Source organism: Flavobacterium salmonis (assembly GCF_903819435.1).
GTDB classification, from domain to species: Bacteria; Bacteroidota; Bacteroidia; order Flavobacteriales; family Flavobacteriaceae; genus Flavobacterium; species Flavobacterium chungangense.
Map to the genome: position 1 here is coordinate 13,910 of NZ_CAIJDP010000090.1, position 24,371 is coordinate 38,280.

The window sequence follows — 24,371 nt, forward strand, 5'->3', positions numbered from 1 at the left end:
CTTTAGTTGCGTTAATCTAACTAATCTTACTCAAAAAAAACCGCAGATGAAATTACCCTTTATATTCAAATCACTTATTCTGTTAGTTATTGCACGAGGAATAGTGGTAGTTTTACACGAACTTGGACATGCAATTCCGGCAATTATAGTAACAAAACAGCCAGTTTCGATTTATATTGGATCCTATGGAAATCCAAAGAAAAGTTTAAATTTTAAACTTGGACTTCTGGATGTTTGGCTGAGTTATGAAATGTTATCCTGGAAAAATGGTTTATGCATTCAATCAGCAGAAAACATCTCTATAAATAAACAAATTATCTATGTTTTATTTGGACCAGTTTTTCCATTTATTGTTGCTTCTCTTTTTTTATACCTTTCTATTTTACAAGATTTAAGTGACATATGGTTCCATTTTTCGGTACTATTTATAGCTATAACTATACTCGATTTATTTAGAAATCTAATTCCTGATAAAAAACCAATTGAATTATTTGACGGGACTATAATTTACAATGATGGTTATTTATTAGCTAAACTTTTTAAACATAAAAAAATCTCAGGTCAATACGTAAAAGCAGTTGATTTTTTCAACAAAAAGGAGTACGAAAATTCGATTCATCTTTTGGATTATTTTATAAAATTGAAATTCAGGGACCAAAACATCTATAGACTCAATATATCAGCAAATATGCAAGTCAAAAATTTCGAAAGAGCAAAAATATTATTTGATGATTACGAAAAACAATTCCAATTAACTTCCGATGATTATTCAAATGGAGGACTTATTTACAGTAGATTGGATCTTAATGAAAAAGCATTAGATTTTTATGATAAATCACTTGAACTAAATACTAAAAATGTATACTCTTTGAATAATAAAGGTTATGCGTTAAATCTACTCGAAAGATATTCAGAAGCAATTCCGCTTTTTGAAAAATCAATCGAAATTGATCCGCTTTTTGCTTATTCATATAACAATCGAGGGCTTTCAAAAATCAAAACCGGAAAAGTCACTGAAGGCTTACTTGACATAGAAAATTCAATAAGGCTTGACCAGAACAACTCATATTCATATCGAAATCTTGGAATTTATCATTTTGATATTGGCGAAATTGATAAAGCAAGAGCACTTTTTATTAAATCAAAAGAATTGGATAATGAAACAGACAACATTGATGAATTGATTTTATCAACAGAAAAAAGATAATTTTTCTCATCTCACAATCGTCTTTTAGCAATTAAAAAAACAAAAATGAAAGTAAGTATCGCACAAACAAGACCCGTAAAAGGTAATATTGAAGAAAATTTAGAAAATCATTTACAGTTTATTGAGAAAGCAACCCGGAACGAAGCCGATATAATTGTTTTTCCTGAACTTTCACTGACAGGATATGAACAGGATCTGGCACGGCAATTAGCAAAAAATAAAGCAGACAAAAGATTTGAAATATTTCAGAAAATCAGCGATACAAAAAAGATAACAATTTGTGCAGGAATACCAACTATAGACAATGAAAATATTTTTATTACTATGTTGATATTTAGCCCAAATGCGAAAATTATTCAATACTCTAAACAGTATTTGTATGAAACCGAAGCTGAAATTTTTACAGAAGGGAATAATCCAATTGTTTTACCATTTGATGGAAAAAATATCGTAGCTCCCGCAATATGTTATGAAACCTCAATAGAAGAACATGCTCAAAATGCTCACGAAAAAAATGCAAATATTTATATTGCAAGTGTTTTAAATTCTGTAAACGGAATTGATAAAGACGTTAATAGGATATCGAATATTGCCAAACAGTATAACATGACTGCTTTTATGGCAAATTATACAGGACAATCCGGAGGCTATGAGTGCGCGGGTAAATCGACAATCTGGAATGATAAAGGACAAATAATTGCTCAACTTGGCAGAAACGAAGAAGCTGTTTTAGTCTATAATACAGAAACAGAAGAAATAATAAAAGAAGTAGTTAATTCTCACTACTATGGATAAAAAAATGACAAAGACAGTTTTAATAACAGGCTTTTGGGTAAACTGGCAATTGCAACTGTTCATCCTGGTTGGCTACGAACAACCATTGCCAAAGATAATATTGTAAATGGCAGGCTTTCTGCAGACGAATCTGCAATTAAAGTCTTTAACTTTGTAACAAACGACTTTGAATCATGAATCTTTTGGGATATTGAAGCGGGAAGAAAAACAGAATGGCAAAAATAAATTTATATAATTATGCTTACAGATATTAGTCCAAAATTACCCATGCGTGATAAAACTGTAACAAAAGAGTTTTACATCAATAAGTTGGGTTTTAAGGAATTTGGAAATGCTGATTTTGATCATTATCTAATGCTGCAAAAAGATGCTATTCAAATTCATTTTTTTGAATTTAAAGAACTTGATCCAAAAGAAAATTATGGTCAGGTTTACATTAGGACAGACGATATTGATACGTTTTATCAATCCCTTTTAGATAATAAAACAAACATACATCCAAACGGGCATTTACAAGTTAAACCCTGGGGACAAAAAGAATTTGCACTACTTGATCCTGACAATAATCTGCTAACTTTTGGGCAGAGTATGTTGTGACATAGTTAAAAGCATAAAATACTCAACCAATCAGTTTCAAAACCCAACACAATAATAACCAATAACTTAAACCATAATTTCACCAAACTGAATATGAAACAATTAATTTATTTCCTTATAATTTTTAGTTCAAAAAATGTATTTGGTCAAATTAACTATTCGGGATTTATAGGTAAATATCCTATTGAATTATCTGCAGAAATCAACACTTCCGGAAATTCATACGGAGTTTATGTTTACTCCACTTTTGATAGTCCAATAATTTTGGAAGGAAATCTTGAAAAAGAAGAACTAATTTTATTTGAAAAAGATTCCAAAGGAAAGAAAAGCGCAAGCATGACTTTTGAGAAATTTAATTGTGAAAGTGAATCAATAGAAGGAATTTGGAAAGATCTTAAAAATGAAAAACAGTTAAAAATTACTTTATCAAAAAAATCGAAAATTGACGATGGGATTATTCAATATGCTTCTGCCGATGATCATTATTTCAGAATAGTCACAGATTATCAAACTGTGAGTGAAATTAAAATTTTTCAAAAAAAGACAGATAAACTGATTCAAAAATTTGATGTTGATTGTCAATTTAGAGGTCTATATTGTATTTCAGCCGGAGATTTTAATTTTGACGGATTTACCGATTTTTCGATATTTGAATCCAGTTACGCCGGTCCAAATACTTCAAGCTTATACTTTCTTTATAATCCAAAGACAAAAAAATACTTTGAAAGCTCTTTTTCCGGAACATCGTTAGAATTTGATCAGAAAAGAAAAAGAATTATTGAAACAAACCAATGCTGCGCAGGATCAAGTGTTACAACGGCAGAATACAAAGTTATTAAAAACAAAATGGTTTTAGAAAAAGAACGCTGTTTTAAATGGAGTGAAAAAAAACAAGCGTTAGTCGAACAAAATGTAAGCAAGTGCAGGTAATCCAATAGATACAAACCAAACAAATACAATTATGAGTGAATTTGACGGAATCGTAAAACACATTAACACGTTTCAAGATGATCTCATTAAAACAATGGATTTTGAACTGGCTGAAAGTAATGAATAATCATATTTAAAAATCCCATTCTGAGCAGCTCATTAGTAGTTTTGTAAATAAAAATAAACAACCAGAATAAATAAGTTACCTTTATCAAAAAGTAAAAAATGAATAAAGGCGGTCCCATAATTATAATTGAAGACGATTTAGATGATCAGGATATTTTAACAGATGTTTTCAAGGAACTTGATTATAAAAATGAAATCATTTTTTTTGATGATGGAGAAAAGGCACTGGCCTATTTGACAGTAACAGAAGTGGAACCTTTTATTATTTTTTCTGACATCAATATGCCAAAGTTAAGTGGTATGGAACTTCGGGAAAAAATTCATCAAAATGAGGATTTAAGACTCAAGTCGATTCCTTACTTGTTTTTTTCGACAAGTGCCGAGCAGAATCACGTTGTAGATGCCTATTCAAAATCCATTCAGGGCTTTTTTGTAAAACCTTCCAATTATAACGAAATTAGAGAAACTATTAAAATAATTGTAAATTATTGGTCAGCGTGTGTTTCTCCTAACTACGTCAAATAATACCAACAAAAAACACAATAATAAATCTTAATTGTTGTGTTTTTTCATTTTAGAAAAATCTTGATTGAACTTTTATTTCAATTTTCCCATTAGTTATCTGATGGGAGGGTATTTTATTCGATATAAATTAATAACTATAACCCGCTGGGTGAAATAAAAATAAGTATCAGGCTGAGCGGAGTTGAATGGACTCAGGATGACATCAATTCCTTAAGTTATAAATGAGGTTTTACTCCCGATTTTATACTTTTTATAATCAAATCAATTTTTTAAATCAATTTAAACCAACGGCTTAACTCTATTTTTCCTTGTTTTTAGAGCAGCAAAATAAATTTCAGCCTTGGATATTGTAACTAATACTTTTTACAGTTTTAAACCTCTTTTTGATCTAAACCTATTACAAAATCACTAAATATGATTACTAAAAACACCTAATTTTAACTTTATATTTGTAAAATAAATCTTTAAAGCATTATAAATTTAAACCATGACAGATATGACAAAAAAAGCATTCTTAATGACAATAATTGCGTTCTCCGTTTCCATTATGGCGTCTGCAAAGGTGAGAATTCCATTTGGCAAAATTGATAAAATTGAAATCGTAGCGAATTTACCTGATAATGAAAAATATACTGTTAGTGAAGGCTCAAAAGAATATCTGGATTTAGCCACATTACATCAGGAATATAATATCGCATGGGTAATTCCGGCATGGATTACACAGGAACCAAAATTAGTACTGGCAAAAAAAGATTCCGATGTATATTATGAGCTTACAGATCAACAGCTAGCTGAAATTATAAAAGATAACAAACTAGATAAAGAAAGTCTTCTGCAATTAGGACTTTATACAAGATACGGCGGCAAAGTAATTTTAACTTTACTTATCGGTCTTATTATTTACGGTATTTATCCTAGTAAAGATAAAGAATAAACTGAAGAAGTACAGCCAACTAATGTTTAAAAATACCCAATAATACAATTTCATTACAAACCCCTGCTTTGTTAAAAAGCAGGGGTTTGTCTTTTTAAAACTTAATTGAAATCTTTCCTGTCGTTTTGCCTTATTCCTGCATTTGATGGTCTTTTAAAATTATCGGGGGTAAGTCCAATAAAAGTTTCTTTTAGTGTTGACTTTAATATTCCGTTATCCAGTAAATCGGCTATTGTATTCAGTATTACCTGCCTGTCATTGACGCAATATGACCTTGTGAACTAATCATAGGAATTGGTATCAGGTAGAAATTAATGGTCTATTGGTACATATTTATCATCTTTTATTTTAAAAATAGATGTTTTAAAAAATAAATAATACTTTTAAGTTTTAAAATTCAACATGAAAAAGAAAAAATACCTTCTGCCCCTCATTACCTTTTTGCTTAGTTTTTGTTGTGCACTGTATGTAACACTGCAGGTTTTTCCTAACAATCCATTTTTAGCATCCAAAACAAAAGGAACGCCAAGTTTGCCTGACAAAATTCAGGATGGCGATATTATCTTTCAAACATCAGAATCTCCTCAGTGTGAGGCGGTACGAATTGCAACCAATTCGAAGTTTTCACATTGCGGAATCGTCTATGAAATTAACGGAAACTTATTTGTTTTTGAAGCTGTTCAACCTGTAAAACTAACCCGTTTAGACGATTGGATTGCGCATGGAAGGGGGAAAAATTATCTTGTAAAAAGATTAAAAAATGCTATTGAAGTATTAAATAAAAATACACTTCAAAAAATGAAAGACTACAGCCAGCAATTTATGGGTAAAGAGTACGACGCTTTTTTTGAATGGACCGACACCCGAATTTATTGTTCAGAATTAGTCTGGAAAATCTATAAAAACGGTGCTAACATTGAATTATCGAAACTACAACACCTGAAAGATTTCAATTTAACCGATGAAAGGGTTAAAAAAATTCTGAAAGAAAGATATGGTAATGACATTCCTCTGGAAGAAAAAGTAGTTTCGCCATCTAATTTGGCAGATTCTGATTTATTGGTAACAGTGATTGATACTTATTGAATCATATAAATGGAAAAAGATTTTAATCCTGGAATGAAAGTCCATCTTAACGGAGAGTTTGGTGTAGTTGTTAAATCTGAGACTGATAACCCAAATTTTCACGGTGTCATTCGTTGGGATACGCAAAAAGAAATCGACTTAGAAGATTGGACTGGTATGTTTGGTTTATTCTTAAGTTTAGGAGGAGAAATAATTGATGGAAAACATCGATTTAACTACATAAATGATGATGGAACATTGAAATAAAAAGATAAATAAAAAAAGTCACTAGAAATCCTTCAATACCGGATAAACCTTTTTAAACTTAATAAAAGCATCTTCATATACCTTTTTATGCACAGCATTCGGAAAAAAAGTTGTCCCGGTTTTATTTTTGTTTTCGGTACTTATATCAATTCCTAAAGATTTCATCCCTATTAAAACAGCTCCCCAGGCAGAACCTTCAATGGTTTGCGAAGTTTCTACCTGCATCTGAAAAATATCTGCAACCATTTGAAGCCATAATTCACTTTTTCCGAATCCACCGCTTGCCATGACTTTGGTTTGTTTTCTTTTTTCGGGATCAGGAAGTAGAATTTCTGTAATTTGGAACAATCCAAACAAAATACCTTCCAAAGTTGCCCTCACCAAATGGGCCTGTGTATGAGTTATCTGCATTCCTAAAAGAGAACCTTGTGCAGAAGCGTCCCAGATTGGTGCTCTTTCACCTAACAGATAGGGTACAAAAAGCAAACCTTCAGAACCGGCAGGGATTTTTTCTGCTGCTGAAAAAAGAATTTCAAAAGACTGGTCTGTTTTTAATAACGTTTCCCTGAGCCATTGCAAAATAATAGCACCATTATTAACCGCTCCCAAAGTCAGATATTGGTTATCCATCAAATGATAACATTGGGTACGCATGTGTTCATCCAGATATGGTTTTTCAATAGGCAATCGCACTGCACCGCTTGTACCAATGGTCAAAGCCATACAATTTTTATTCATCGCTCCGGTTCCCAAATTGGCCAAGGCACCGTCACCGCCTCCAATCACATACAAAAAATCATCTGAAATGCCTTTGCATTGATGTGTGACTTCACAAACTTTCGATAATTGTTGTGGTTTTATGTTTAAATATTCCAAAACTTCATCATCCCATTGCAACGTATGGATGTTTAATAATCCCGTGCCCGAAGCCATTGAAGTATCCGTACAGTATTCATGGGTCAGATAATGCCACACATATTCTTTAATGCTAATGAACTTATAGGTTTTGGAAAAAACTTCCGAATCATATTCCTTAAACCATGCTATTTTGGTCATGGGAGAAAAAGGATGAATCGGAATCCCGGTTCTATCGTAAAAATGCTTTCCTTTTTCTGAGCTTTTTAGTTCTTCAGCTATTCCGCTTGCTCTATTATCTGCCCATAAAATAGCTTCAGTCAATGGTTTTCCGGTTTCATCAATGGCAATAATACTTTGCATGGCCGAACTAAAACTGATAAATTCTGGCTGAATGCCGTTTGTAATTTCGCTGATACAATTTAAAACCGTTTCCAGAATCTCCTGTGGATTCTGAACACTCCAATTCGGTTTGAGATGGTACATCGCATATGGCTGCGAAACTTGTCTGATTACATTTCCGTTTCTGTCAAAACAAATTGCTTTTGTCGCCGTGGTTCCAATGTCGATTCCTATATAAAGTGCTTTCATTATTTGATCCATAAATTAAGCAATAATACCCCTATTAGCCCCATCACACCAATAATGGTTTCCATTACCGTCCATGTTTTAAAAGTATCTGAAACGCTGATGCCGAAATATTCCTTGAACATCCAGAATCCGGTATCGTTGACATGCGAACACATCAAACTTCCGGCTCCAATAGAAAGTACCATTAATTCTGGACTTACACCCGAAGCAACGACCAGAGGCTGCACAATTCCTGCTGCTGTTAATCCCGCAACCGTAGCAGATCCTAAAGCAATCCGAATTATTGTAGCAATCAGCCAGCCCAGTACCAGCGGAGAAAGCGATGATTTTTCAAAAAACTGACTCAAATCTGTTCCCATTCCGCTGTCTATTAAAACTTGTTTGAAAGCCCCTCCTGCTCCAATAATTAAAATGATCATCGTGGCAGAACTCATAGCACTACCCGACTTATCCATAATATCCTGCATTTTTCTTCCACGAAAAATACCTAATGAAAACACGGCAAAAAGCACTGCAATCAGCATCGAAGTGGTTGGGTTTCCTATAAAAAGTAAAACAGAACGCAATGTACCTTCTTCCGGTAAAGTCAATTCACTGAAGGTTGCCATTCCCATCAAAAATACCGGAACCAGTGCTGTTACAATACTAATTCCGAAAGAAGGCATTTCAGTTTCTGTAAACGTTTTGCTTTCGAATAATCCTTTTGGCGGAAAAGCATTGATTTTCTTTATGAACTCGGGAAAAACAATTCCGGCAGCAAAAAGCGCAGGCAGAGCTACCAAAAGTCCGTATAAAAGTGTTTTGCCGATATTAGCTTTAAAAATAACGGCAATCGCTGTTGGTCCGGGATGCGGTGGTAAAAAACCGTGTGTGATCGAAAGCGCCGAAGCCATCGCAATCCCGAGATAAATTATAGGCTGTTTGGTACTTTTGGCAACAGCAAAAACCATCGGAATCAAAATGATGAAACCGGCATTATAAAACATCGAAATCCCAACAGAGAAACCCGTAATCACCATCGCCCATTTGATGTGCCTGACCCCAAAAGAACGAATCATAACCGAACTAATCCGTTGTGCAGCTCCACTGTCTGAAAGCAGATTTCCTAAAACAACTCCAAAAGCTATAATCAAGATCAAAGAACCCAATGTGCTTCCGACTCCCTGCTGGATGGAATTAATCAAATCCGTAAAAGGCATTTCTTTTGCGATTCCCACAAAAAAAGCGGAAATAATCAGGGCAATAAAAGCATTGATTTTCACCCCGGAAATCAGGATTAATAATAAAAGAATACTGGCAATCAGAATCAGTAATGACATAGTTTCAAATTAGGATGATAGTTAAACTCAGGAAATCAAGCTTTAATCTTTAAAAGCAGACCATCATTCACTTTTTTCAACAGGATGCCCTCCAAACTCATTTCGAAGTGCCGCCACTACTTTTCCTGAAAACGTATCCGACATTTGAGAACGGTAACGCATCATAATCGAAAGGGCAATTACCGGAGTTGGAACACCTAAATCCAAAGCAGTTTCGAGTGTCCATTTTCCTTCGCCCGAAGAATGCATGATTCCTTTTATTCCGTCCAGTCTGGCGTCTTTTGAAAAAGCATTTTCCGTGAGTTCCATCAGCCAGCTTCGGACTACAGATCCATGATTGAACAGTTTGGCTGTTTTTTGAAAATCAATATCAAATTCGGAATGTTCAAAAACCTCGAATCCTTCCGCAATAGACTGCATCATACCGTATTCGATACCGTTGTGAACCATTTTGGTAAAATGTCCGCTTCCGGCAGCTCCAGTGTACAGAAAGCCGTTTTCAACCGAAATATCCTTAAAAACCTTGGCTACATAATCGAAAACGGCAGCGTCTCCGCCAATCATAGTACATGCTCCGTTTAAAGCTCCCGAAGTTCCTCCAGAAGTCCCGCAGTCCAGAAAATCAATCCCAAGCTCTTTTAGCTGGGCATAACGGCGTTTTGAATCGTTATAATTCGAATTTCCGCCATCAATAATAATATCGTTTTTAGACAGATACGGCAGTAGGGAAACAATAACAGCATCTACAATTTCGCCAGCGGGAACCATTAACCATATGACTCTTCTGTTGGTTAATTTTTGGCAAAGTTCTTCAACAGTATAAGCAGTTTCAATTCCCTCCTCGCCTATTTTTGAAACAAAATCAGTGTTGACATCCTGTGCCACAACCTGATAGTTATTGCGTTTTAAATTCAAGGCGAGATTAAATCCCATTTTTCCCAGCCCTATTATTCCTACTTGCATGTGTGTGTTTTTTGCATTTGTTTCGTAAAAATATTACTTTCAATTAATTATGGATTGTTATTTGTGATTTTAATTTTTGGGTTTTGGAGGGAATGTGTTAATTTTTTTGTTTTAAATAGCATAATTGAATAAAAATTTTTGTTTTAAGTGTAGTAGGTAGTGATTAATCTACATAGTTTTACCATAGAAAAATCATTCAAATAAAAAGTGCTTTTGATAATTCATATCAAAAAAGGATTATTTTAGCAAACATGTAAAAAAACTTTTACGGCATAAAGCCGTCTGTTCAGATTACTTTAAGCCACTTAATGGCTGGTATAAGTAAGTTGGTAAAAGTTTACCAAAAAAAAACAAAAAATGAGTAATCAAGAACTTTTAAGTTTTATTGGAACCAAATTTAAAGGTCACAAAACTTTAAAATTGGAAAAAATTATAACTCCAATAAAATCTAATAGCATAATTCCAAGTGGAACATTGGTGATAATGGCCTCAGGTGATACGCAATTAAGATTGAAAATATTGGAAAAAGACACTCCAAATAAAGGGTTTTCTATACCATTAAAAATAAATATTGAGGGTTCAAAATTAGGAATAACACAAAATTACTTGCATTGGTTTTTGAGTAATCAAGTTATAAGTGAATATTTGATTTCAAATGCTAAAGGAACTGTTTTCTTAAGAGTACCTAGAGAAATAATAAACTCATTAATAATCCCTATTCCTAAAAACATTTTAAAAGATTATACACCAAATGAAATAATAATCAGAAATGAAAATAATCCATTAAAAAATTTAATCAATAATTTTTTTAATGACTATTTACTAAATCTCAAAAACGAAAGGTATTCAACGGCAGTTATTTTAGCAGGTGCAATGACAGAAATAATATTATATCAAATATTATTAGAACAAGATTTTGAAAAAAAAATATTAGAAGACGATAATACTTTAGGGCTAGGAAAAATGATAACATACATAAGATTATTAAAATTAGATAAATCAAATTCATTTCCAATTTCAAGCTTAATTGAATTACAAAAAAAAAGAAATTCCGCAATACATATTGGAATAGCAATTAAAAAAAACACCGTATTTGGAGAAAATGATTTAGACTGTTTTAATAAAATAATACAATATTTTAGTATATAGTAAATAAAAAACTTCTGCCAACTCGCTTCTTGTGCAATTTGCGAATTTAGTGGTATTTCCTTTTTTTATCGTATTTTCGTTTAGCCAAAAATACTCGTCTTCGTAAGTCGCAAACTGAGCAAGGAACGGGAACGTTACAAACAAGTTCCCAATCGAATCATTAAATCATTTACAAAGTTTATAATCAAAATGGGATATAAAAATATCTGCTTAGAATGCAGAACTTCATATAGCAAAGGAAATGATTATGAAAATCAAGTAGAATCTAATTGTCCCCAATGTGGTAAAAAAATGATTCTGGTAAATCATAAATTCAAACCTCCTAAAAAATCTGAAATAAAAAATTGGGAAATGGTAAAACTATTAGTTGAAAATGGTTTTAAGTTCCAAGCGGTTTACGAACAAATAGAAAAAGGTGTCTTTTTAAGAGTAAATTATCCAAAGAATCTAATTGATGCTAAGGAGTTTATAAAAAAATACAATCCCTAAGCTTATTAAATCTTCATTATGAATCAATTAAAATTTAAAATAAAAAGACTTGTTTTCTTTCTTTTCACTTTCGCCTGTACAAATTTCATATTTTCTCAGATGTCAGAAAATCAAAATCAAAACTTAATAGCAAAAGGTGCTGTTCTCACAAAATTATCAGATCAATACAGTTTTACGGAAGGGCCTGCTGCCGATAAAAAGGGCAATATTTATTTTACCGACCAGCCTAATAACCGAATCATGAAATGGTCGGTTAATGGTTTGCTTTCTGTTTATATGGAAAATGCGGGAAGAGCGAACGGCATGTATTTTGACCGCGAAGGGAATCTTTTGGCCTGCGCCGATGAAAAAAATGAAATTTGGAAAATAGATAAAAACAAAAATATTACGGTATTGGTAAATGATTTTGAAGGAAAAAGACTTAATGGCCCAAATGATCTTTGGGTTGACCCGAAAGGAGGTATTTACTTTACAGATCCTTTTTACAAACGTGATTACTGGAAACATACCTCGAAAGAAATAGAAAAAGAATCGGTGTATTATTTATCTCCTGATAAAACTAAAATTACCAACGTTGCCAGTGACCTGATAAAACCCAACGGCATTATTGGAACTTCAGATGGAAAATTGTTATACGTTGCTGATATTGAAGCAAACAAAACCTACTCGTATAAAATCAACAATGATGGTTCATTAGGTGAAAAAACACTTTTTACCGAATCAGGTTCAGATGGAATCACGATTGATGAAGCTGGTAATATTTACTTAACCGGAAAAGGCGTTTCAATTTTTAATCCAAAGGGAGAAAAAATTGCTCACATTGATGTAAAAGAACCCTGGACAGCAAATGTATGTTTTGGAGGAAAAAAATTTAAAACCTTATTTATTACTGCAGGTAAAAGCGTTTATACGTTAGAAATGAATATTAAAGGAATGAAATAATTTGCGATCTGTTCTAAATCCTGATATTCCTTTCTAAACCAACTTTATGAAATTATTGGGTTCTATTGCTGTGCTTCTTCCAAAATTGGGTTTACTACAAGAATGGGCTTATACCGGATTTTTCTTTGTAATGGCGGGAGCAATTTTCTCACATTTTGCGGTTGGTGATGTTGCTATGGAATATTTTGGACCAACATTGCTTTTAGTTCTTATCTTTTTATCCTGGCATTTCAGACCTGCTGACAGAAGAGTCAGTTAGATACTCATCTTTGAAATGATATTCTCCTGATTCATTCTATCAAGATACATCAATTTCTCTCGAATAAAATTTCTCTAACAATTTGCACTAAAGTAAAGGTATTTGCAGAATAATGTATATAAAAAAACCTTCGTCTTTCTATCCATTTGGGTAGTTTGGCGAAGGTTTGTTAGTCTTACCCTGAACAACACATCAAGTCCTTTTTCAAAACTCTACAACGAAATGTAAGGGTAAATTTTTAAATCTTTCTGCTGAAATTTATTTTTTCAGGTATCCGTTGTCAATCAAAACATTTACAATATTCAGAGCAGTTCTGTCTAAACTCATTTTGTATTGCAGTGTATTACCAAAACTGTCGTATTTAATATTAAAAACTTTGTTGTCAAATGTGATTAACTCTTCATATAAAAATTTATCATATCCAGGATGTTTACTACTCATATTATACCAGGTTCCTGTCAATACATTATTTAAATCATATACTTCGTATTTTTGAACTCCTAAACTTGTTGTTGACACAATTTTAATATTGCCAAATCTTACTTTATCAGGATTTTGTCCAATTACTCTGTATATATTTCCTGAATCATCTATTGTAACTTTATAACCAGCTATACGTCGTTGAGCATCATCAGCAGCATTTGCATCTGCTTTAATTTTACTGGAAACTCCAGTTGATTCTCCGTTCAGGAAATTTTCGATAGCCTCTATATTTAATCCTTCGGCGCTTAAGAAACCTTTATCAATAAATGCTTCCATTGCACTTTTTTGCTGGTTTAAGGGATTAAATTTTTTATAATCAACTTCGTTGCTTTTTCCTGATTTATCACTTTTTAAAACCATCCATCTTTTTCCTGATTGTTCTAAAAATTTTAATTCTGCATCAACAGAGTACTGCTTATCTAAACTTAAAACTTTAAAATTTTGCTTTTTACCTTCAATGAAAGCAACTATCTTATCATCAAGTTTTACTTCTCCATTTTTGACTTTAAGCTCCTGTGCGAAAACACTTGCTGTCAACATTATAGCCAAAGCAGCACAAAATAATTTTCTCATTTATATAATTTAAGTTAATAATCCTCAAAAATATTAAATGGAAGTTTAAATACTAAGTATTTTGATGTTTCTTTATTAAATATTTTAAGTTTTTTACTTTAAAAAATATTTTTATAGACAATACTGATATATAAAGAACTGTTATTGATGCAACTAACCAACAAAAACTATCTCAAATCCTTCTTAATCACCAAATATTTTAAATCGGTTTTTCCGGCATTGCTAATTCCGTGTTCAGCATTTGGAGGGCAATATAAGCTTGTATTTGCGCCAACAATAACCGTTTTTCCGTCTAAGAAAAAAGAGGCAGAACCTTCTAAGACATAAAAGAACTCTTCTTCAGGATGATGATGCGGCGCGTGTGTTGATTTCCCAGGCTCGACGATACTCATTTTAAGTGTATTTTCCTGAGTGAAATTTTTATCGGCAAACCAATATTGATAACCCACTTTCGTTTTTGTGGCTTTGTTTAGGTCAAAATGATTCACACAGTTTTTAAGCGAATATTTTATTTCTGTTGGAGTTGTCTCCTTTTTAGTTTCCTGAGCCTTTGCTGATTGCACAATTAAAGTAACAATCGCAATTTTTATAATTGAAGCTGGTTTCATTTTTACTTTTTCTGTAATAATACAAAATGTTTTTGCAAAAATTGTTTGTAAAGTATATTAATCCGTTTAGAGTTTTTTTGCTCTCACATTACCTCTAAAGCTAAAATGTAAATCATAATCAAAAATTAATACATTTGAAAAAATATTTGAAGCCTGTAAAATGATAAGAATCGAATTTGAAGAACCTATCCTCGAAGTTTGTGATTGCTGCAACAATGAAACAATTAAACTAACCCGATTTGTCTATAAAAATGAAGATGCGTTTGCCATTTATTATTTGAGATTCACAAAAAGTCATGATGATCAATTTGCAATTGGAATAATCAGCATTGGCGATTGGGGTACAGATGATGAGCCTAAAAATAGATTTTCATTTCCATTTAGAATATGGATTGGTGATAATGACGAATATCAAATAGGCTTAATGGATAAAGAAGAATCTCCCTGGAACCATAAAATTCTTGGATATATTCTAGATAGAAAAGAAGCGTTAGATCACCCTTGGATTAAAGAAGTCTTTCATATCACAGATCATATTGTAATGGAGGATAAAGAACTAATTGAGTATTTTGATTAATCATAACTTTATCTCAAATACTTTATTAATAATCAGACAATAAAAATAGTTATTTCCAAAATTTTGATTCCGTATTACCTATTCAACAGACAGGAAAAACTGGTTTTGTATCGCATTTTTTATCCTTGCCTTTCGAGAAAACTAACATGAAAAATATAAAAAGAGCCATTCGGCTCAATCAATATTGTAAGGCGGGATTTTAATCCGGTTATAAAGAAACAGCATATGAAAAAGATCCGTAGTATCGAAGCATATTCATTTCCGGTTAAACATATCCTGCTCGTATGGAACTCATTTGTCGGTTCAATTTAATTTATAATTCCTATCAAAATTTTTCTTTATTATGTGGAAATATCCTTAGAAGAATCTGGATTAAAAATTATAAAAAATGAGAGCTTCTCGCCTAGCCCTGATCGAAATGGCATCCTTTTGTGGTGGGGTTAACCGCAAAAGATATAATGGAGAGCAGGACAAAACGCCTTAAAAACACAAAAATATTCTGGTGTAAAAAAAAATAAAACCCTAAAAATTGAGATAAATCAAGGTACCACAAAGATATTTTATACACGCTTATTGTACGATAAGAAAATATTATGATAAAATTATGGCGTAATTCGAAAAACCGCCCTACATTTGCCTAACAGTGTTAAACAATTTAATACTTATGTAAAATGGCTAGTAGAGATCGTATTTTAAGACAAAAAGAAGAGACAAGAAATAATATTCTTGGCGCTGCTTATGATATCGTAAAAGAAGAAGGCTGGAATGGTTTGAGTATGCGTAAAATTGCCGACAGAATCGAATATACTGCTCCTATTATATATGAATATTTTTCAAATAAAGATGCAATACTAAGAGAATTAACCGGTAAAGGTTTTATCAAATTGGGAAAAGAGCTGGAAAATGCTAAATCTAAATTTGAAAGACCTGAAGATCAAATAGAAGCTATGTGGATGGCATATTGGGATTTTGCCTTTACGGATACTGAGATGTACCAGGTAATGTTTGGTGTTCAGATGAATTGTTGTATGGAACAATGTGATGCTGCAAAAATGCCTTATAAATTATTTACAGGAGTTATTGCAGAGATTATGAAAAACAATAACCCGACTGAAGAAGTTATCAAACAAAAATATTTCACTTTCTTTTCAGTAATTCATGGATTGATTGCAATCAATATCATTAACAAGAGTGATACAATGGAAACAATCAATAATCAGATTCTAAAAGATGCAATTGGTGGCATTACAAAATCAATTCAATAAAAAAAATTTCATTTTTACTTAACAGTGGTAAATGATTTAATAGTTAATTTAGCAAATCCTTTTTTTTTACCCTTTTACTTAACAGTGATAAATAATTTAATTAACATAAAAAAGGCTTTTTTTTAGCTCGTTACTTAACACTGATAAATAATTTAATACTGATTATAAAACAGACTGAAAACACAATTATTTAATTTTTTGTATCAATCAACTTAACAATGTTAGAAAATTTAATACCCGTAAAATGAATCTAAAGCATACCAAAAATAAAAATTTTAAAAACGAGAATGTCCAACAAATTAAAACCAATATGAAAATGAAAAATGTAATTATAACCAGCTTTATTTTGGCACTTGTACTAAGCAGTTGCGCAGATAAATCACAGGTACCAGCTCCACCACCACCTCCTGTTTTACCTGTTGCAGCTATAACAAGCGAAAATACAACTACTGATAATGAATATCCGGCTTCGATACAAGGAACTGTAGATGTTGAGATTCGTCCACAGGTAAGCGGAAACCTTGACCGTGTTTTGGTAGATGAAGGCGCTTATGTAAGCAAAGGCCAAACTTTATTCAAAATAAACGAACGTCCTTTCCGTGAGCAATTAAACAATGCTTTGGCAAGTCTTCATGCTGCTGAAGCTGCTTTGATCAACGCTCAGTTAGAAGTAGATAAATTAACTCCTTTAGTGCAAAACAAAGTGGTTTCTGATTATCAGTTAAAAACAGCGAAAGCTTCTCAAAAAATTGCTGCTGCCAATATCGAGCAGGCAAAAGCAATGGTCGCTTCTGCTAAAATTAATTTAGGATATACGAATGTTACGGCTCCTGTTAGCGGATACATCGGAAGATTGCCTAAAAAACAAGGAAGTTTAGTTTCTGCAATAGATGTTGAACCTTTAACTACACTTTCGGATGTACATGAAGTTTTTGCTTATTTCTCTTTGGGAGAAACAGATTTTATCAATTTTAAATCTCAATATTCTGGAAACAGCATTGGAGACAAAATCAAAAAATTACCTCCGGTTTCTTTGATATTGGCTGATAACAACGCCTATCCGCAAACAGGAAAAATTGATATGGTTGACGGTCAGTTTGATAAAACTACAGGTGCTATTACGCTGAGAGCTACTTTTCCTAATGCAAACGGAACTTTACGTTCAGGAAACACAGGAAGAATCCGTTTAGGATTACAGCATGATGATGCTATTCTGGTTCCGCAATCGGCTACGATTGAAATGCAGGATAAAGTTTTTGTCTTTACGGTAGATAAAAACAACAAGGTTACAAAAATGCCAATTACTGTAGTGGGTAAAAGCGGTACAAACTATCTTATAAAAGACGGTGTAAAATCCGGTGACCAAATCGTATTAAGTGGTATTGACAAACTTCAGGAAGGACAAGTGATCCAGCCTGAGAAAGCTGCTAAGGTTGCTCAAATAACTAACAAAAAATAATTTTTACGAAAATGTTCAAAATATTTATACAAAGACCCGTACTGGCAACCGTAATCTCCATCTTACTGGTGATTCTGGGAGTACTTGGACTTACGAAATTGCCTTTACAACAGTTTCCTGATATTGCGCCGCCATCAGTTTTGGTAACGGCGGTTTACCCGGGAGCAAACGCAGAAACGGTTTTACGTTCTGTGGCACCTTCTCTGGAAGAATCTATAAATGGTGTTGAAAACATGACTTATATGAGCTCTACTGCCAGTAACGATGGTACGCTAGCTATTACAGTTTTCTTTAAATTAGGTACAGATGCCGATCAGGCTGCTGTAAACGTTCAGAACAGGGTCGCTCAGGCGACAAGTCAGCTACCTGCAGAGGTTGTGCAGCAGGGGGTAATTACAGCGAAACAACAAAACAGTTTTATTATGGCAATCGGTATGTATACCGAAGATGAGTCAAAATACGATCAGACTTTTGTTGCCAATTATGCCCAGATTAATATTATTCCGGAACTAAAACGTATTCCGGGTGTGGGTTCTGCCAGTATTTTTGGTGGTGTAAAGGATTACTCTATGCGTGTTTGGTTAAACCCTACACAAATGTCAGCTCATAATGTTACGCCAAATGAAGTTATGGCAGCAATCCAGGACAAAAGTTTAGAAGCTGCTCCCGGTAAATTTGGAGAAAGAAGTAAAGAAGTTTTTGAATATGTAATCAAATACAAAGGAAAACTAACAAAGCCTGAGGATTATCAAAACATTGCTATTCGCTCTAATGCTGATGGTTCTGTACTTCGCTTAAAAGACGTTGCAAGAGTTGAATTGGGTGCATATTCTTATAACAGTTTAACTCGTTTAAATGGTAAAAAAGGAATTGTAATTGGCGTTATCCAGTTAGCGGGTTCTAACTCAAATGATATTCAGATTGCGATCAATAAAATGATGGAAAAAGCTTCTAAAGATTTTCCATCTGGTATAAAACACAATATTTTCTATAGTACAAAAGTATCTTTAGACCAATCTATCGAACAGGTTGAACATACCTTACTGGAAGCTTTTATATTAGTTTTCATCGTGGTATTTATCTTCCTGCAAGATTTCAGATCAACATTAATCCCGGCTATTGCTGTACCTGTAGCAATTTTAGGAACGTTCTTCTTCATGCAGTTATTTGGATTCTCGATCAACTTGCTAACACTTTTCGCATTAATTCTGGCGATTGGTATTGTGGTCGATGATGCGATTGTGGTCGTCGAGGCCGTACACGCAAAAATGGAGCATAAACATTTGTCTCCAAAAATAGCCACACATGAAGCAATGCACGAAATAACGGGTGCTATTATCTCGATTACGCTGGTAATGGCTGCTGTATTCCTGCCGGTTGGTTTTATGGAAGGTTCGACTGGAGTTTTCTATCGCCAGTTTGCTTTCACCATGGCAATTGCAATTGTTATTTCGGCTGTAAATGCTTTGACTTTAAGCCCTGCCCTTGCCGCTTTATTCTTAAAAGATAATCACGGCGCACACAATGGTGAAACTCCATACGTAAAACAAGGTTTTAAACAAAAGTTCTTTAACGGATTTAATAACAGTTTTGAGAATTTGACCAACCGTTATGTTGGCGGATTAAAATTCTTAATCCGTAATAAATGGGTAAGTTTAGGAGGTTTGGCCTTAATTGCTTTCGCTACGATTGTAATGGTAAAAACTACTCCTGCCGGATTTATTCCAACAGAAGATCAGGGATTTATCGCAATTGCGGTTAATACGCCATCCGGAACATCTCTTGACGGAACTCAAAAAGTAATGACCGAAGCTGAAAATACGTTAAGAGGTTTAAGTTCTTCCCGATTTGTAACTGCAATTTCAGGTTTCAACTTGCTGACAAACTCTACTAGCCCCTCATCTGCGGTAGTTTTCGTATTGCTTAAACCAAACGAAGAGCGTGGAGACGTTAAAAATATTGACGAAATTATGAATGAAGTCCGCGGAAAATTAGGTGCGATTTCAGGTGGAAGTTTCTTCGTATTTAGTTTCCCAACTGTTCCCGGATTTAGTAACGTTGAGGCTTTAGATATGGTTCTTCAGGATAAAACCGGAGGCAAACTGGATAAGTTTAGTGGAATTTCTCAGCAATTTATTGGTGAATTAATGAAACGCCCTGAAATTGCGGTAGCTTTTACCAGTTTTAAAGCCGATTATCCTCAATTACAACTGGATATCAACGACGAAAAAGCAGATCAGTTAGGTGTCAAAGTAAAAGACATTCTGCAAACCATGCAGGCTTATTTTGGTAGTGCACAGGCATCAGATTTTAATCGATTTGGGAAATATTACAGAGTGGTTGTTCAGGCTGATATTGCCGACAGAGCAGATCCGACAGCAATTGACCGTGTGTTTGTAAAAAACAAAAATGGCGAAATGGTTCCGATAAATACTTTGGTAAAGCTAAGCCGTATTTATGGTTCTGAAACTGCTTCAAGATATAATTTGTTCAACTCGATTTCGATTAATGCGATTCCGAAACCTGGATTTAGTTCCGGAGATGCCATTAAAGCAATCGAAGAAGTGGCTGCCCAACAATTACCTGCAGGCTATAGTTACGAATTCTCAGGACAAACCCGTGAAGAAATTTCTTCCGGAGGGCAATCGGCAACTATTTTCTTACTGTGTCTGATCTTTATCTATTTCTTACTTGCTGCACAGTACGAAAGTTACATTTTGCCTCTGGCTGTAATCTTATCGATTCCTGCAGGTATATTTGGAGTATTTGTTGCGATTGGTTTAACCGGAATCGAAAACAATATTTATGTACAGGTTGCACTGGTAATGCTTATCGGATTGCTTGCCAAAAATGCGATTCTGATTGTAGAGTTCGCCGTCCAAAAACGAAAATCCGGACAGGCCTTAGTCAAAGCTTCTATTGATGCCGCTAAATTACGTTTACGTCCAATTATCATGACGTCACTGGCTTTCGTTGTTGGTTTAATACCAATGATGAGTGCAAAAGGTCCATCGGCTCAGGGTAACCACTCAATTAGTATTGGTGCTGCTGGAGGAATGGTTTCCGGAGTAATTCTTGGGTTATTGATCATCCCGGTTTTATTTATCGTATTCCAGCATTTACAAGAAAAAGTTTCCGGAAAACCGGTAGCTGTAATTCATAACGAAGAAAAATAATATGGAAAATTATATAACGACAATTCTGGTGACCATACTATTGGGCATCGGCTATATATCGTACAGAATCTCAAAAGATCTTGAAGCTAAAAAAGATACTTGTACAGAAATTTAATGACATCTTATAAAATGAAAAAATATATAACCAAAATCGTGATGGTCGCTATTTTGATCGCCACAGTAATATCCTGTAAAGTTTCTAAGGATATTGAAACTCCAAAAGATGCATTTCCTGAAAATTTCAGGAGTGCATCGGTTTCAACAGATGCGACTAGTATTGGAGATTTGGAGTGGAAAAATTTCTTTACAGAAAAAGATATTATTCAATTAATTGACAGCGCGGTGGCCAGAAATAACGATTTACAAATCGCTACTAAAAACATCGAAATTGCACAATACAGATTCACACAATCTAAATGGGGAAATGTTCCTCAGGTCAATTTGTTTGTGAATGCAAGTACAAGCAATCCGTCTGACAACAGTTTTACCGGAATGAACCTCAATCAGGCCCTGGGTCAAAAACATATAGATGATTATTCTGCCGGGGCATCACTTTCCTGGGAAGCTGATATTTGGGGGAAAATCCGTAATCAGAAAAAAGGGGCGTATGCCGGTTACCTTCAGTCTGAAGAAGTAAAAAAAGCATTGCAGACTACTATTGTTGCGAATGTTTCGAAAGGATATTACAATCTTTTAATGTTAGATGCACAATTGGATATCGCAAAGAAAAATGTACAATTAAACGACAGTACAACCAATATCATCAAGTTAAAGTTTGATGCCGGACAAGTTACTTCTTTGGGAATTCAACAATCTGAAGCACAAAGGCTAAGTTCAGCGCAATTGATTCCATTACTAGAACAAAATATTGCCATTCAGGAAAATGCTTTGAGTGTTTTGACAGGCTCTTTTCCAAATTCAAAACAAAGAAGCATTCAGTTAAGTTCAATTGAGGTAAAAAACAATACTGCAATCGGAATCCCTTCTTCTTTAGTAAGCAGAAGACCTGATGTAAAAAGTGCTGAATTGGCTTTGAAAGTGGCGAACGCTAATGTTGGAATTACAAAAGCAGACTTATATCCTTCGCTTAAAATTACAGCACAAGGTGGCGTAAATTCTTTTGAAACCAGTAACTGGTTTAACATTCCGGCTTCATTATTCGGAACGGTTGCAGGAGGTTTAACACAACCTTTACTGAACAATAAAAGAGTAAGAACGCAATATAATATTGCGATTGCCGAAAGGGAAAAAGCAGTTTTAAGTTTCAGACAATCGGTTTTGGTAGCCGTTAGCGAAGTTTCAGATGCTTTGGTAAAAGTAGAAAAATTACAACTTCAGGAAGGTTTCCTTAAAGAAAGAGTCAAAACTTTGCAGCAAGCCATTAAAAATTCGAATTTGTTATTCAAAAACGGAATGGCTGAATATCTGGAAGTAATAACTGCACAGGCAAATTTATTGCAAAGCGAGCTGGAACTGGCCAACATAAAAAGAGAACAATTATCTGCTAATACTGAGTTATATCGTGCATTAGGCGGAGGTTGGAGATAATACCCGTTTTTAATTATTTATTTCTGAAAGCGCTGTGAAACTTAGGTATCATGGCGTTTTCTGATTTCTATAAATAACGGAAGAAAACATTTTAGTGATTATAAGTAAAATCTTTCTCTCTATGAATCCGATAATTTAAAATATAAGAAAATGATTATTTTTAACATTTAAAACAATTATATTTGTAAGAAATTATAAATAAAAAATATCAACTTGTTAAAAATGAAACACTTATTAAGCATCCTTCTTATTCTAACATTCTCATTTCAGGGATATTCTCAAAAAAAAGGCAAAAAAAAACCAATACCTAAAACTAAAATTACTGCAGTTCAGGAAGGGATTCCAACAATAGAAATGAAAGATGAAAAGATAATGCCGGATACCCTACAAATAGAAAAAGGGAAAAAGTATGTCTTTTTAGTCGATGTGAGCGAGTTTTCCGGACAAGGAAATACTGTTGAAGCTGGCAATGATGATAACTCTGAAAAAGCCGAATTGAAACGCAATTTTCCAAAAGAGAACCTCGAAATCATAACCATTAATAAATATACCTACGTCCTTTTCGAAAACAAACAAACATTAGATATTACCGGAAACGGGAATTCTTTTCAGGCTTTTGCTTACTGGAGCGGAAAAATAGATGATAAAGTACAGATTAAAGAAGGTAAAAGAATGGCTACTGAATTTGTTGCGGAACAGTTGAAAACAAAAAAAGAATCTTCATATGTTATCAATACTCGAAAATACAAAAAAGAAGTTGCTTCATTATTAGGTAAAAACAAGGTCACTTCAAAATCTAAAGAAGTGATGAAAGAACTGTTAAGCGGTTATTCGTTGCCTTTTCCAGATATTGAAGGAGATAACGTACCTGTTTTTCAGCAGGGAACTGCAAAATTAAAAACGCTGGAATCCTATTTTCTTAAAAAGAAAGGAGTCCGGGTTCCTCTAAAAAGCGTTTCTTTCAACAATGAAGGCTTTCCTTTGATTATAACTTACTATGAGGATGAAGGAAAGAAAAAGAGTAAACAAGAATTAATCTACAAAGATGGCATGCTTACAAAAATCATAAAAGCGGATCAGACAGCCTCCTCTATTAATTATGATGATAACAAAATGATATTTACTGAGAACATCGGGGATGCCAATGAAACAACTGTTTTTTGGCTTGAAAATAGTAAATTATTACAAAAATCATATACCCTAATGACAGATGACAAGTTTTCATACATGAATACTTTTACAGAAGAAAAATTCGAAAACAACTGTATCTCCTATTCTATTAATAATGTTGTCTGGTCGTATAATTGTGGTGGTCCAAATAACAAGTTTCCGTATATTCATACCTACACATCCTATCAGAACAAAGAAGTCCTTCAGTTCAGAAAATCCAAAATAGAGAAAAAAAACGATAGAACCTATGATAAATATTACTCTGAAGCAGAACGCGCCGATCAAAATGATAATTACAAACTATGGGGAACATTTCATTTAGATGACTTCAATTTGGTAGATTCCTTCAATTTCACCAAAGATGGTACTGCTAAAACGATCAAAATAGATTATACCTGTTATGAATAATACATTCTGACAAAAACTTTTAAACGCTGTGAGACATTCTTCATGGCGTTTTTTTTTAGGAGCTGTGTCCTGCACATGAAGCAACGCTGAA

23 protein-coding genes are annotated in these 24,371 nt (G+C 33.6%); 18 read left to right on the forward strand and 5 right to left on the reverse strand.

Features of this window, described 5'->3' with window-relative positions; all coding sequences use genetic code 11:
• Window positions 1-46 precede the first annotated feature (46 nt).
• From FLACHUCJ7_RS23665 to FLACHUCJ7_RS23700, 8 genes are all read left to right on the forward strand, one after another.
• Entirely contained in the window at window positions 47-1,207 is a 1,161-nt protein-coding gene (locus FLACHUCJ7_RS23665) for a tetratricopeptide repeat protein (protein ID WP_180910773.1), read from the forward strand.
• A 45-nt stretch (window positions 1,208-1,252) separates the two neighbouring features.
• Window positions 1,253-2,002, forward strand: a complete 750-nt coding sequence (locus FLACHUCJ7_RS23670; RefSeq protein WP_180910774.1) for a carbon-nitrogen hydrolase family protein — start codon at window positions 1,253-1,255, stop codon at window positions 2,000-2,002.
• 237 nt (window positions 2,003-2,239) lie between these two features.
• A complete protein-coding gene (locus tag FLACHUCJ7_RS23675; RefSeq protein ID WP_180910775.1) occupies window positions 2,240-2,599 on the forward strand; it encodes a bleomycin resistance protein in 360 nt (119 codons plus the stop codon).
• A gap of 93 nt (window positions 2,600-2,692) precedes the next feature.
• The gene (locus FLACHUCJ7_RS23680) at window positions 2,693-3,529 is read left to right on the forward strand and encodes an XAC2610-related protein (RefSeq protein WP_180910776.1); all 837 of its coding nucleotides are present in this window, start codon (window positions 2,693-2,695) and stop codon (window positions 3,527-3,529) included.
• Between the two features lie 225 nt (window positions 3,530-3,754).
• Window positions 3,755-4,180 (forward strand): response regulator, encoded by a 426-nt coding sequence (locus FLACHUCJ7_RS23685; protein ID WP_031454733.1) that lies wholly within the window; start codon window positions 3,755-3,757, stop codon window positions 4,178-4,180.
• Between the two features lie 496 nt (window positions 4,181-4,676).
• Window positions 4,677-5,114: a hypothetical protein gene (locus tag FLACHUCJ7_RS23690; RefSeq protein WP_180910777.1), complete on the forward strand. Its 438-nt coding sequence runs from the start codon at window positions 4,677-4,679 to the stop codon at window positions 5,112-5,114.
• Window positions 5,115-5,516: 402 nt separating this feature from the next.
• Entirely contained in the window at window positions 5,517-6,200 is a 684-nt protein-coding gene (locus FLACHUCJ7_RS23695; protein ID WP_180910778.1) for a YiiX family permuted papain-like enzyme, read from the forward strand.
• 9 nt (window positions 6,201-6,209) lie between these two features.
• The gene (locus FLACHUCJ7_RS23700; RefSeq protein ID WP_180910779.1) at window positions 6,210-6,446 is read left to right on the forward strand and encodes a hypothetical protein; all 237 of its coding nucleotides are present in this window, start codon (window positions 6,210-6,212) and stop codon (window positions 6,444-6,446) included.
• Between the two features lie 21 nt (window positions 6,447-6,467).
• Here the strand turns inward: FLACHUCJ7_RS23700 and FLACHUCJ7_RS23705 are convergent, their stop codons facing one another.
• The 3 genes from FLACHUCJ7_RS23705 to gnd all read right to left on the reverse strand — a co-directional run bounded on the left by FLACHUCJ7_RS23705 (window position 6,468) and on the right by gnd (window position 10,174).
• Window positions 6,468-7,892, reverse strand: a complete 1,425-nt coding sequence (locus FLACHUCJ7_RS23705; protein WP_180910780.1) for a gluconokinase — start codon at window positions 7,890-7,892, stop codon at window positions 6,468-6,470.
• Window positions 7,892-9,211 carry a gluconate:H+ symporter gene (locus FLACHUCJ7_RS23710; protein WP_180910781.1) on the reverse strand — a complete coding sequence of 440 codons (1,320 nt, stop codon included), beginning with the start codon at window positions 9,209-9,211 and terminating at the stop codon, window positions 7,892-7,894. The genes FLACHUCJ7_RS23705 and FLACHUCJ7_RS23710 overlap by 1 nt, the downstream gene beginning before the upstream one ends.
• Before the next feature lie 63 nt (window positions 9,212-9,274).
• Window positions 9,275-10,174, reverse strand: a complete 900-nt coding sequence (gene gnd, locus FLACHUCJ7_RS23715; protein ID WP_180910782.1) for a phosphogluconate dehydrogenase (NAD(+)-dependent, decarboxylating) — start codon at window positions 10,172-10,174, stop codon at window positions 9,275-9,277.
• 357 nt (window positions 10,175-10,531) lie between these two features.
• Between gnd and FLACHUCJ7_RS23720 the strand changes: the two genes are divergently transcribed.
• The 4 genes from FLACHUCJ7_RS23720 to FLACHUCJ7_RS23735 all read left to right on the forward strand — a co-directional run bounded on the left by FLACHUCJ7_RS23720 (window position 10,532) and on the right by FLACHUCJ7_RS23735 (window position 13,013).
• Complete coding sequence (locus FLACHUCJ7_RS23720; RefSeq protein ID WP_180910783.1) at window positions 10,532-11,323, forward strand: restriction endonuclease subunit S domain-containing protein; 792 nt, start codon at window positions 10,532-10,534, stop codon at window positions 11,321-11,323.
• Window positions 11,324-11,512: 189 nt separating this feature from the next.
• Window positions 11,513-11,812 (forward strand): hypothetical protein, encoded by a 300-nt coding sequence (locus FLACHUCJ7_RS23725; protein WP_180910784.1) that lies wholly within the window; start codon window positions 11,513-11,515, stop codon window positions 11,810-11,812.
• Between the two features lie 99 nt (window positions 11,813-11,911).
• Window positions 11,912-12,754, forward strand: a complete 843-nt coding sequence (locus FLACHUCJ7_RS23730; RefSeq protein WP_230408903.1) for an SMP-30/gluconolactonase/LRE family protein — start codon at window positions 11,912-11,914, stop codon at window positions 12,752-12,754.
• Window positions 12,755-12,800: 46 nt separating this feature from the next.
• Window positions 12,801-13,013, forward strand: coding sequence for a DoxX family protein (locus FLACHUCJ7_RS23735; protein WP_180910786.1), 213 nt, complete (start codon window positions 12,801-12,803; stop codon window positions 13,011-13,013).
• Window positions 13,014-13,271: 258 nt separating this feature from the next.
• Here the strand turns inward: FLACHUCJ7_RS23735 and FLACHUCJ7_RS23740 are convergent, their stop codons facing one another.
• Both FLACHUCJ7_RS23740 and FLACHUCJ7_RS23745 read right to left on the reverse strand, forming a co-directional pair.
• Window positions 13,272-14,069, reverse strand: coding sequence for a hypothetical protein (locus FLACHUCJ7_RS23740; RefSeq protein ID WP_180910787.1), 798 nt, complete (start codon window positions 14,067-14,069; stop codon window positions 13,272-13,274).
• A gap of 167 nt (window positions 14,070-14,236) precedes the next feature.
• Complete coding sequence (locus FLACHUCJ7_RS23745) at window positions 14,237-14,677, reverse strand: cupin domain-containing protein (RefSeq protein WP_180910788.1); 441 nt, start codon at window positions 14,675-14,677, stop codon at window positions 14,237-14,239.
• 160 nt (window positions 14,678-14,837) lie between these two features.
• On the opposite strand from FLACHUCJ7_RS23745, the gene FLACHUCJ7_RS23750 reads away from it, so the two are divergent.
• From FLACHUCJ7_RS23750 to FLACHUCJ7_RS23775, 6 genes are all read left to right on the forward strand, one after another.
• Window positions 14,838-15,254, forward strand: coding sequence for a hypothetical protein (locus FLACHUCJ7_RS23750; RefSeq protein WP_031454750.1), 417 nt, complete (start codon window positions 14,838-14,840; stop codon window positions 15,252-15,254).
• A gap of 671 nt (window positions 15,255-15,925) precedes the next feature.
• Window positions 15,926-16,519 carry a TetR/AcrR family transcriptional regulator gene (locus FLACHUCJ7_RS23755; protein ID WP_180910789.1) on the forward strand — a complete coding sequence of 198 codons (594 nt, stop codon included), beginning with the start codon at window positions 15,926-15,928 and terminating at the stop codon, window positions 16,517-16,519.
• Window positions 16,520-16,829: 310 nt separating this feature from the next.
• Window positions 16,830-17,978 carry an efflux RND transporter periplasmic adaptor subunit gene (locus FLACHUCJ7_RS23760; RefSeq protein ID WP_379781313.1) on the forward strand — a complete coding sequence of 383 codons (1,149 nt, stop codon included), beginning with the start codon at window positions 16,830-16,832 and terminating at the stop codon, window positions 17,976-17,978.
• Between the two features lie 11 nt (window positions 17,979-17,989).
• Window positions 17,990-21,154, forward strand: a complete 3,165-nt coding sequence (locus tag FLACHUCJ7_RS23765; protein WP_180910791.1) for an efflux RND transporter permease subunit — start codon at window positions 17,990-17,992, stop codon at window positions 21,152-21,154.
• A gap of 129 nt (window positions 21,155-21,283) precedes the next feature.
• Window positions 21,284-22,702, forward strand: coding sequence for a TolC family protein (locus tag FLACHUCJ7_RS23770; protein WP_180910792.1), 1,419 nt, complete (start codon window positions 21,284-21,286; stop codon window positions 22,700-22,702).
• A gap of 222 nt (window positions 22,703-22,924) precedes the next feature.
• Window positions 22,925-24,280 (forward strand): hypothetical protein, encoded by a 1,356-nt coding sequence (locus tag FLACHUCJ7_RS23775; protein WP_180910793.1) that lies wholly within the window; start codon window positions 22,925-22,927, stop codon window positions 24,278-24,280.
• Window positions 24,281-24,371: the final 91 nt, after the last annotated feature.

Bases quoted from the DNA above. Each gene is read 5' to 3' on its own strand.
- gnd (WP_180910782.1), bottom strand. From the start codon at position 10,174: ATGCAAGTAGGAATAATAGGGCTGGGAAAAATGGGATTTAATCTCGCC.
- FLACHUCJ7_RS23710 (WP_180910781.1), bottom strand. From the start codon at position 9,211: ATGTCATTACTGATTCTGATTGCCAGTATTCTTTTATTATTAATCCTG.
- FLACHUCJ7_RS23755 (WP_180910789.1), top strand. From the start codon at position 15,926: ATGGCTAGTAGAGATCGTATTTTAAGACAAAAAGAAGAGACAAGAAAT.
- FLACHUCJ7_RS23720 (WP_180910783.1), top strand. From the start codon at position 10,532: ATGAGTAATCAAGAACTTTTAAGTTTTATTGGAACCAAATTTAAAGGT.
- FLACHUCJ7_RS23725 (WP_180910784.1), top strand. From the start codon at position 11,513: ATGGGATATAAAAATATCTGCTTAGAATGCAGAACTTCATATAGCAAA.
- FLACHUCJ7_RS23760 (WP_379781313.1), top strand. From the start codon at position 16,830: ATGAAAATGAAAAATGTAATTATAACCAGCTTTATTTTGGCACTTGTA.
- FLACHUCJ7_RS23765 (WP_180910791.1), top strand. From the start codon at position 17,990: ATGTTCAAAATATTTATACAAAGACCCGTACTGGCAACCGTAATCTCC.
- FLACHUCJ7_RS23685 (WP_031454733.1), top strand. From the start codon at position 3,755: ATGAATAAAGGCGGTCCCATAATTATAATTGAAGACGATTTAGATGAT.
- FLACHUCJ7_RS23750 (WP_031454750.1), top strand. From the start codon at position 14,838: ATGATAAGAATCGAATTTGAAGAACCTATCCTCGAAGTTTGTGATTGC.
- FLACHUCJ7_RS23735 (WP_180910786.1), top strand. From the start codon at position 12,801: ATGAAATTATTGGGTTCTATTGCTGTGCTTCTTCCAAAATTGGGTTTA.
- FLACHUCJ7_RS23775 (WP_180910793.1), top strand. From the start codon at position 22,925: ATGAAACACTTATTAAGCATCCTTCTTATTCTAACATTCTCATTTCAG.
- FLACHUCJ7_RS23745 (WP_180910788.1), bottom strand. From the start codon at position 14,677: ATGAAACCAGCTTCAATTATAAAAATTGCGATTGTTACTTTAATTGTG.
- FLACHUCJ7_RS23680 (WP_180910776.1), top strand. From the start codon at position 2,693: ATGAAACAATTAATTTATTTCCTTATAATTTTTAGTTCAAAAAATGTA.
- FLACHUCJ7_RS23730 (WP_230408903.1), top strand. From the start codon at position 11,912: ATGTCAGAAAATCAAAATCAAAACTTAATAGCAAAAGGTGCTGTTCTC.
- FLACHUCJ7_RS23690 (WP_180910777.1), top strand. From the start codon at position 4,677: ATGACAAAAAAAGCATTCTTAATGACAATAATTGCGTTCTCCGTTTCC.
- FLACHUCJ7_RS23700 (WP_180910779.1), top strand. From the start codon at position 6,210: ATGGAAAAAGATTTTAATCCTGGAATGAAAGTCCATCTTAACGGAGAG.
- FLACHUCJ7_RS23705 (WP_180910780.1), bottom strand. From the start codon at position 7,892: ATGAAAGCACTTTATATAGGAATCGACATTGGAACCACGGCGACAAAA.
- FLACHUCJ7_RS23675 (WP_180910775.1), top strand. From the start codon at position 2,240: ATGCTTACAGATATTAGTCCAAAATTACCCATGCGTGATAAAACTGTA.
- FLACHUCJ7_RS23665 (WP_180910773.1), top strand. From the start codon at position 47: ATGAAATTACCCTTTATATTCAAATCACTTATTCTGTTAGTTATTGCA.
- FLACHUCJ7_RS23740 (WP_180910787.1), bottom strand. From the start codon at position 14,069: ATGAGAAAATTATTTTGTGCTGCTTTGGCTATAATGTTGACAGCAAGT.
- FLACHUCJ7_RS23770 (WP_180910792.1), top strand. From the start codon at position 21,284: ATGAAAAAATATATAACCAAAATCGTGATGGTCGCTATTTTGATCGCC.
- FLACHUCJ7_RS23670 (WP_180910774.1), top strand. From the start codon at position 1,253: ATGAAAGTAAGTATCGCACAAACAAGACCCGTAAAAGGTAATATTGAA.
- FLACHUCJ7_RS23695 (WP_180910778.1), top strand. From the start codon at position 5,517: ATGAAAAAGAAAAAATACCTTCTGCCCCTCATTACCTTTTTGCTTAGT.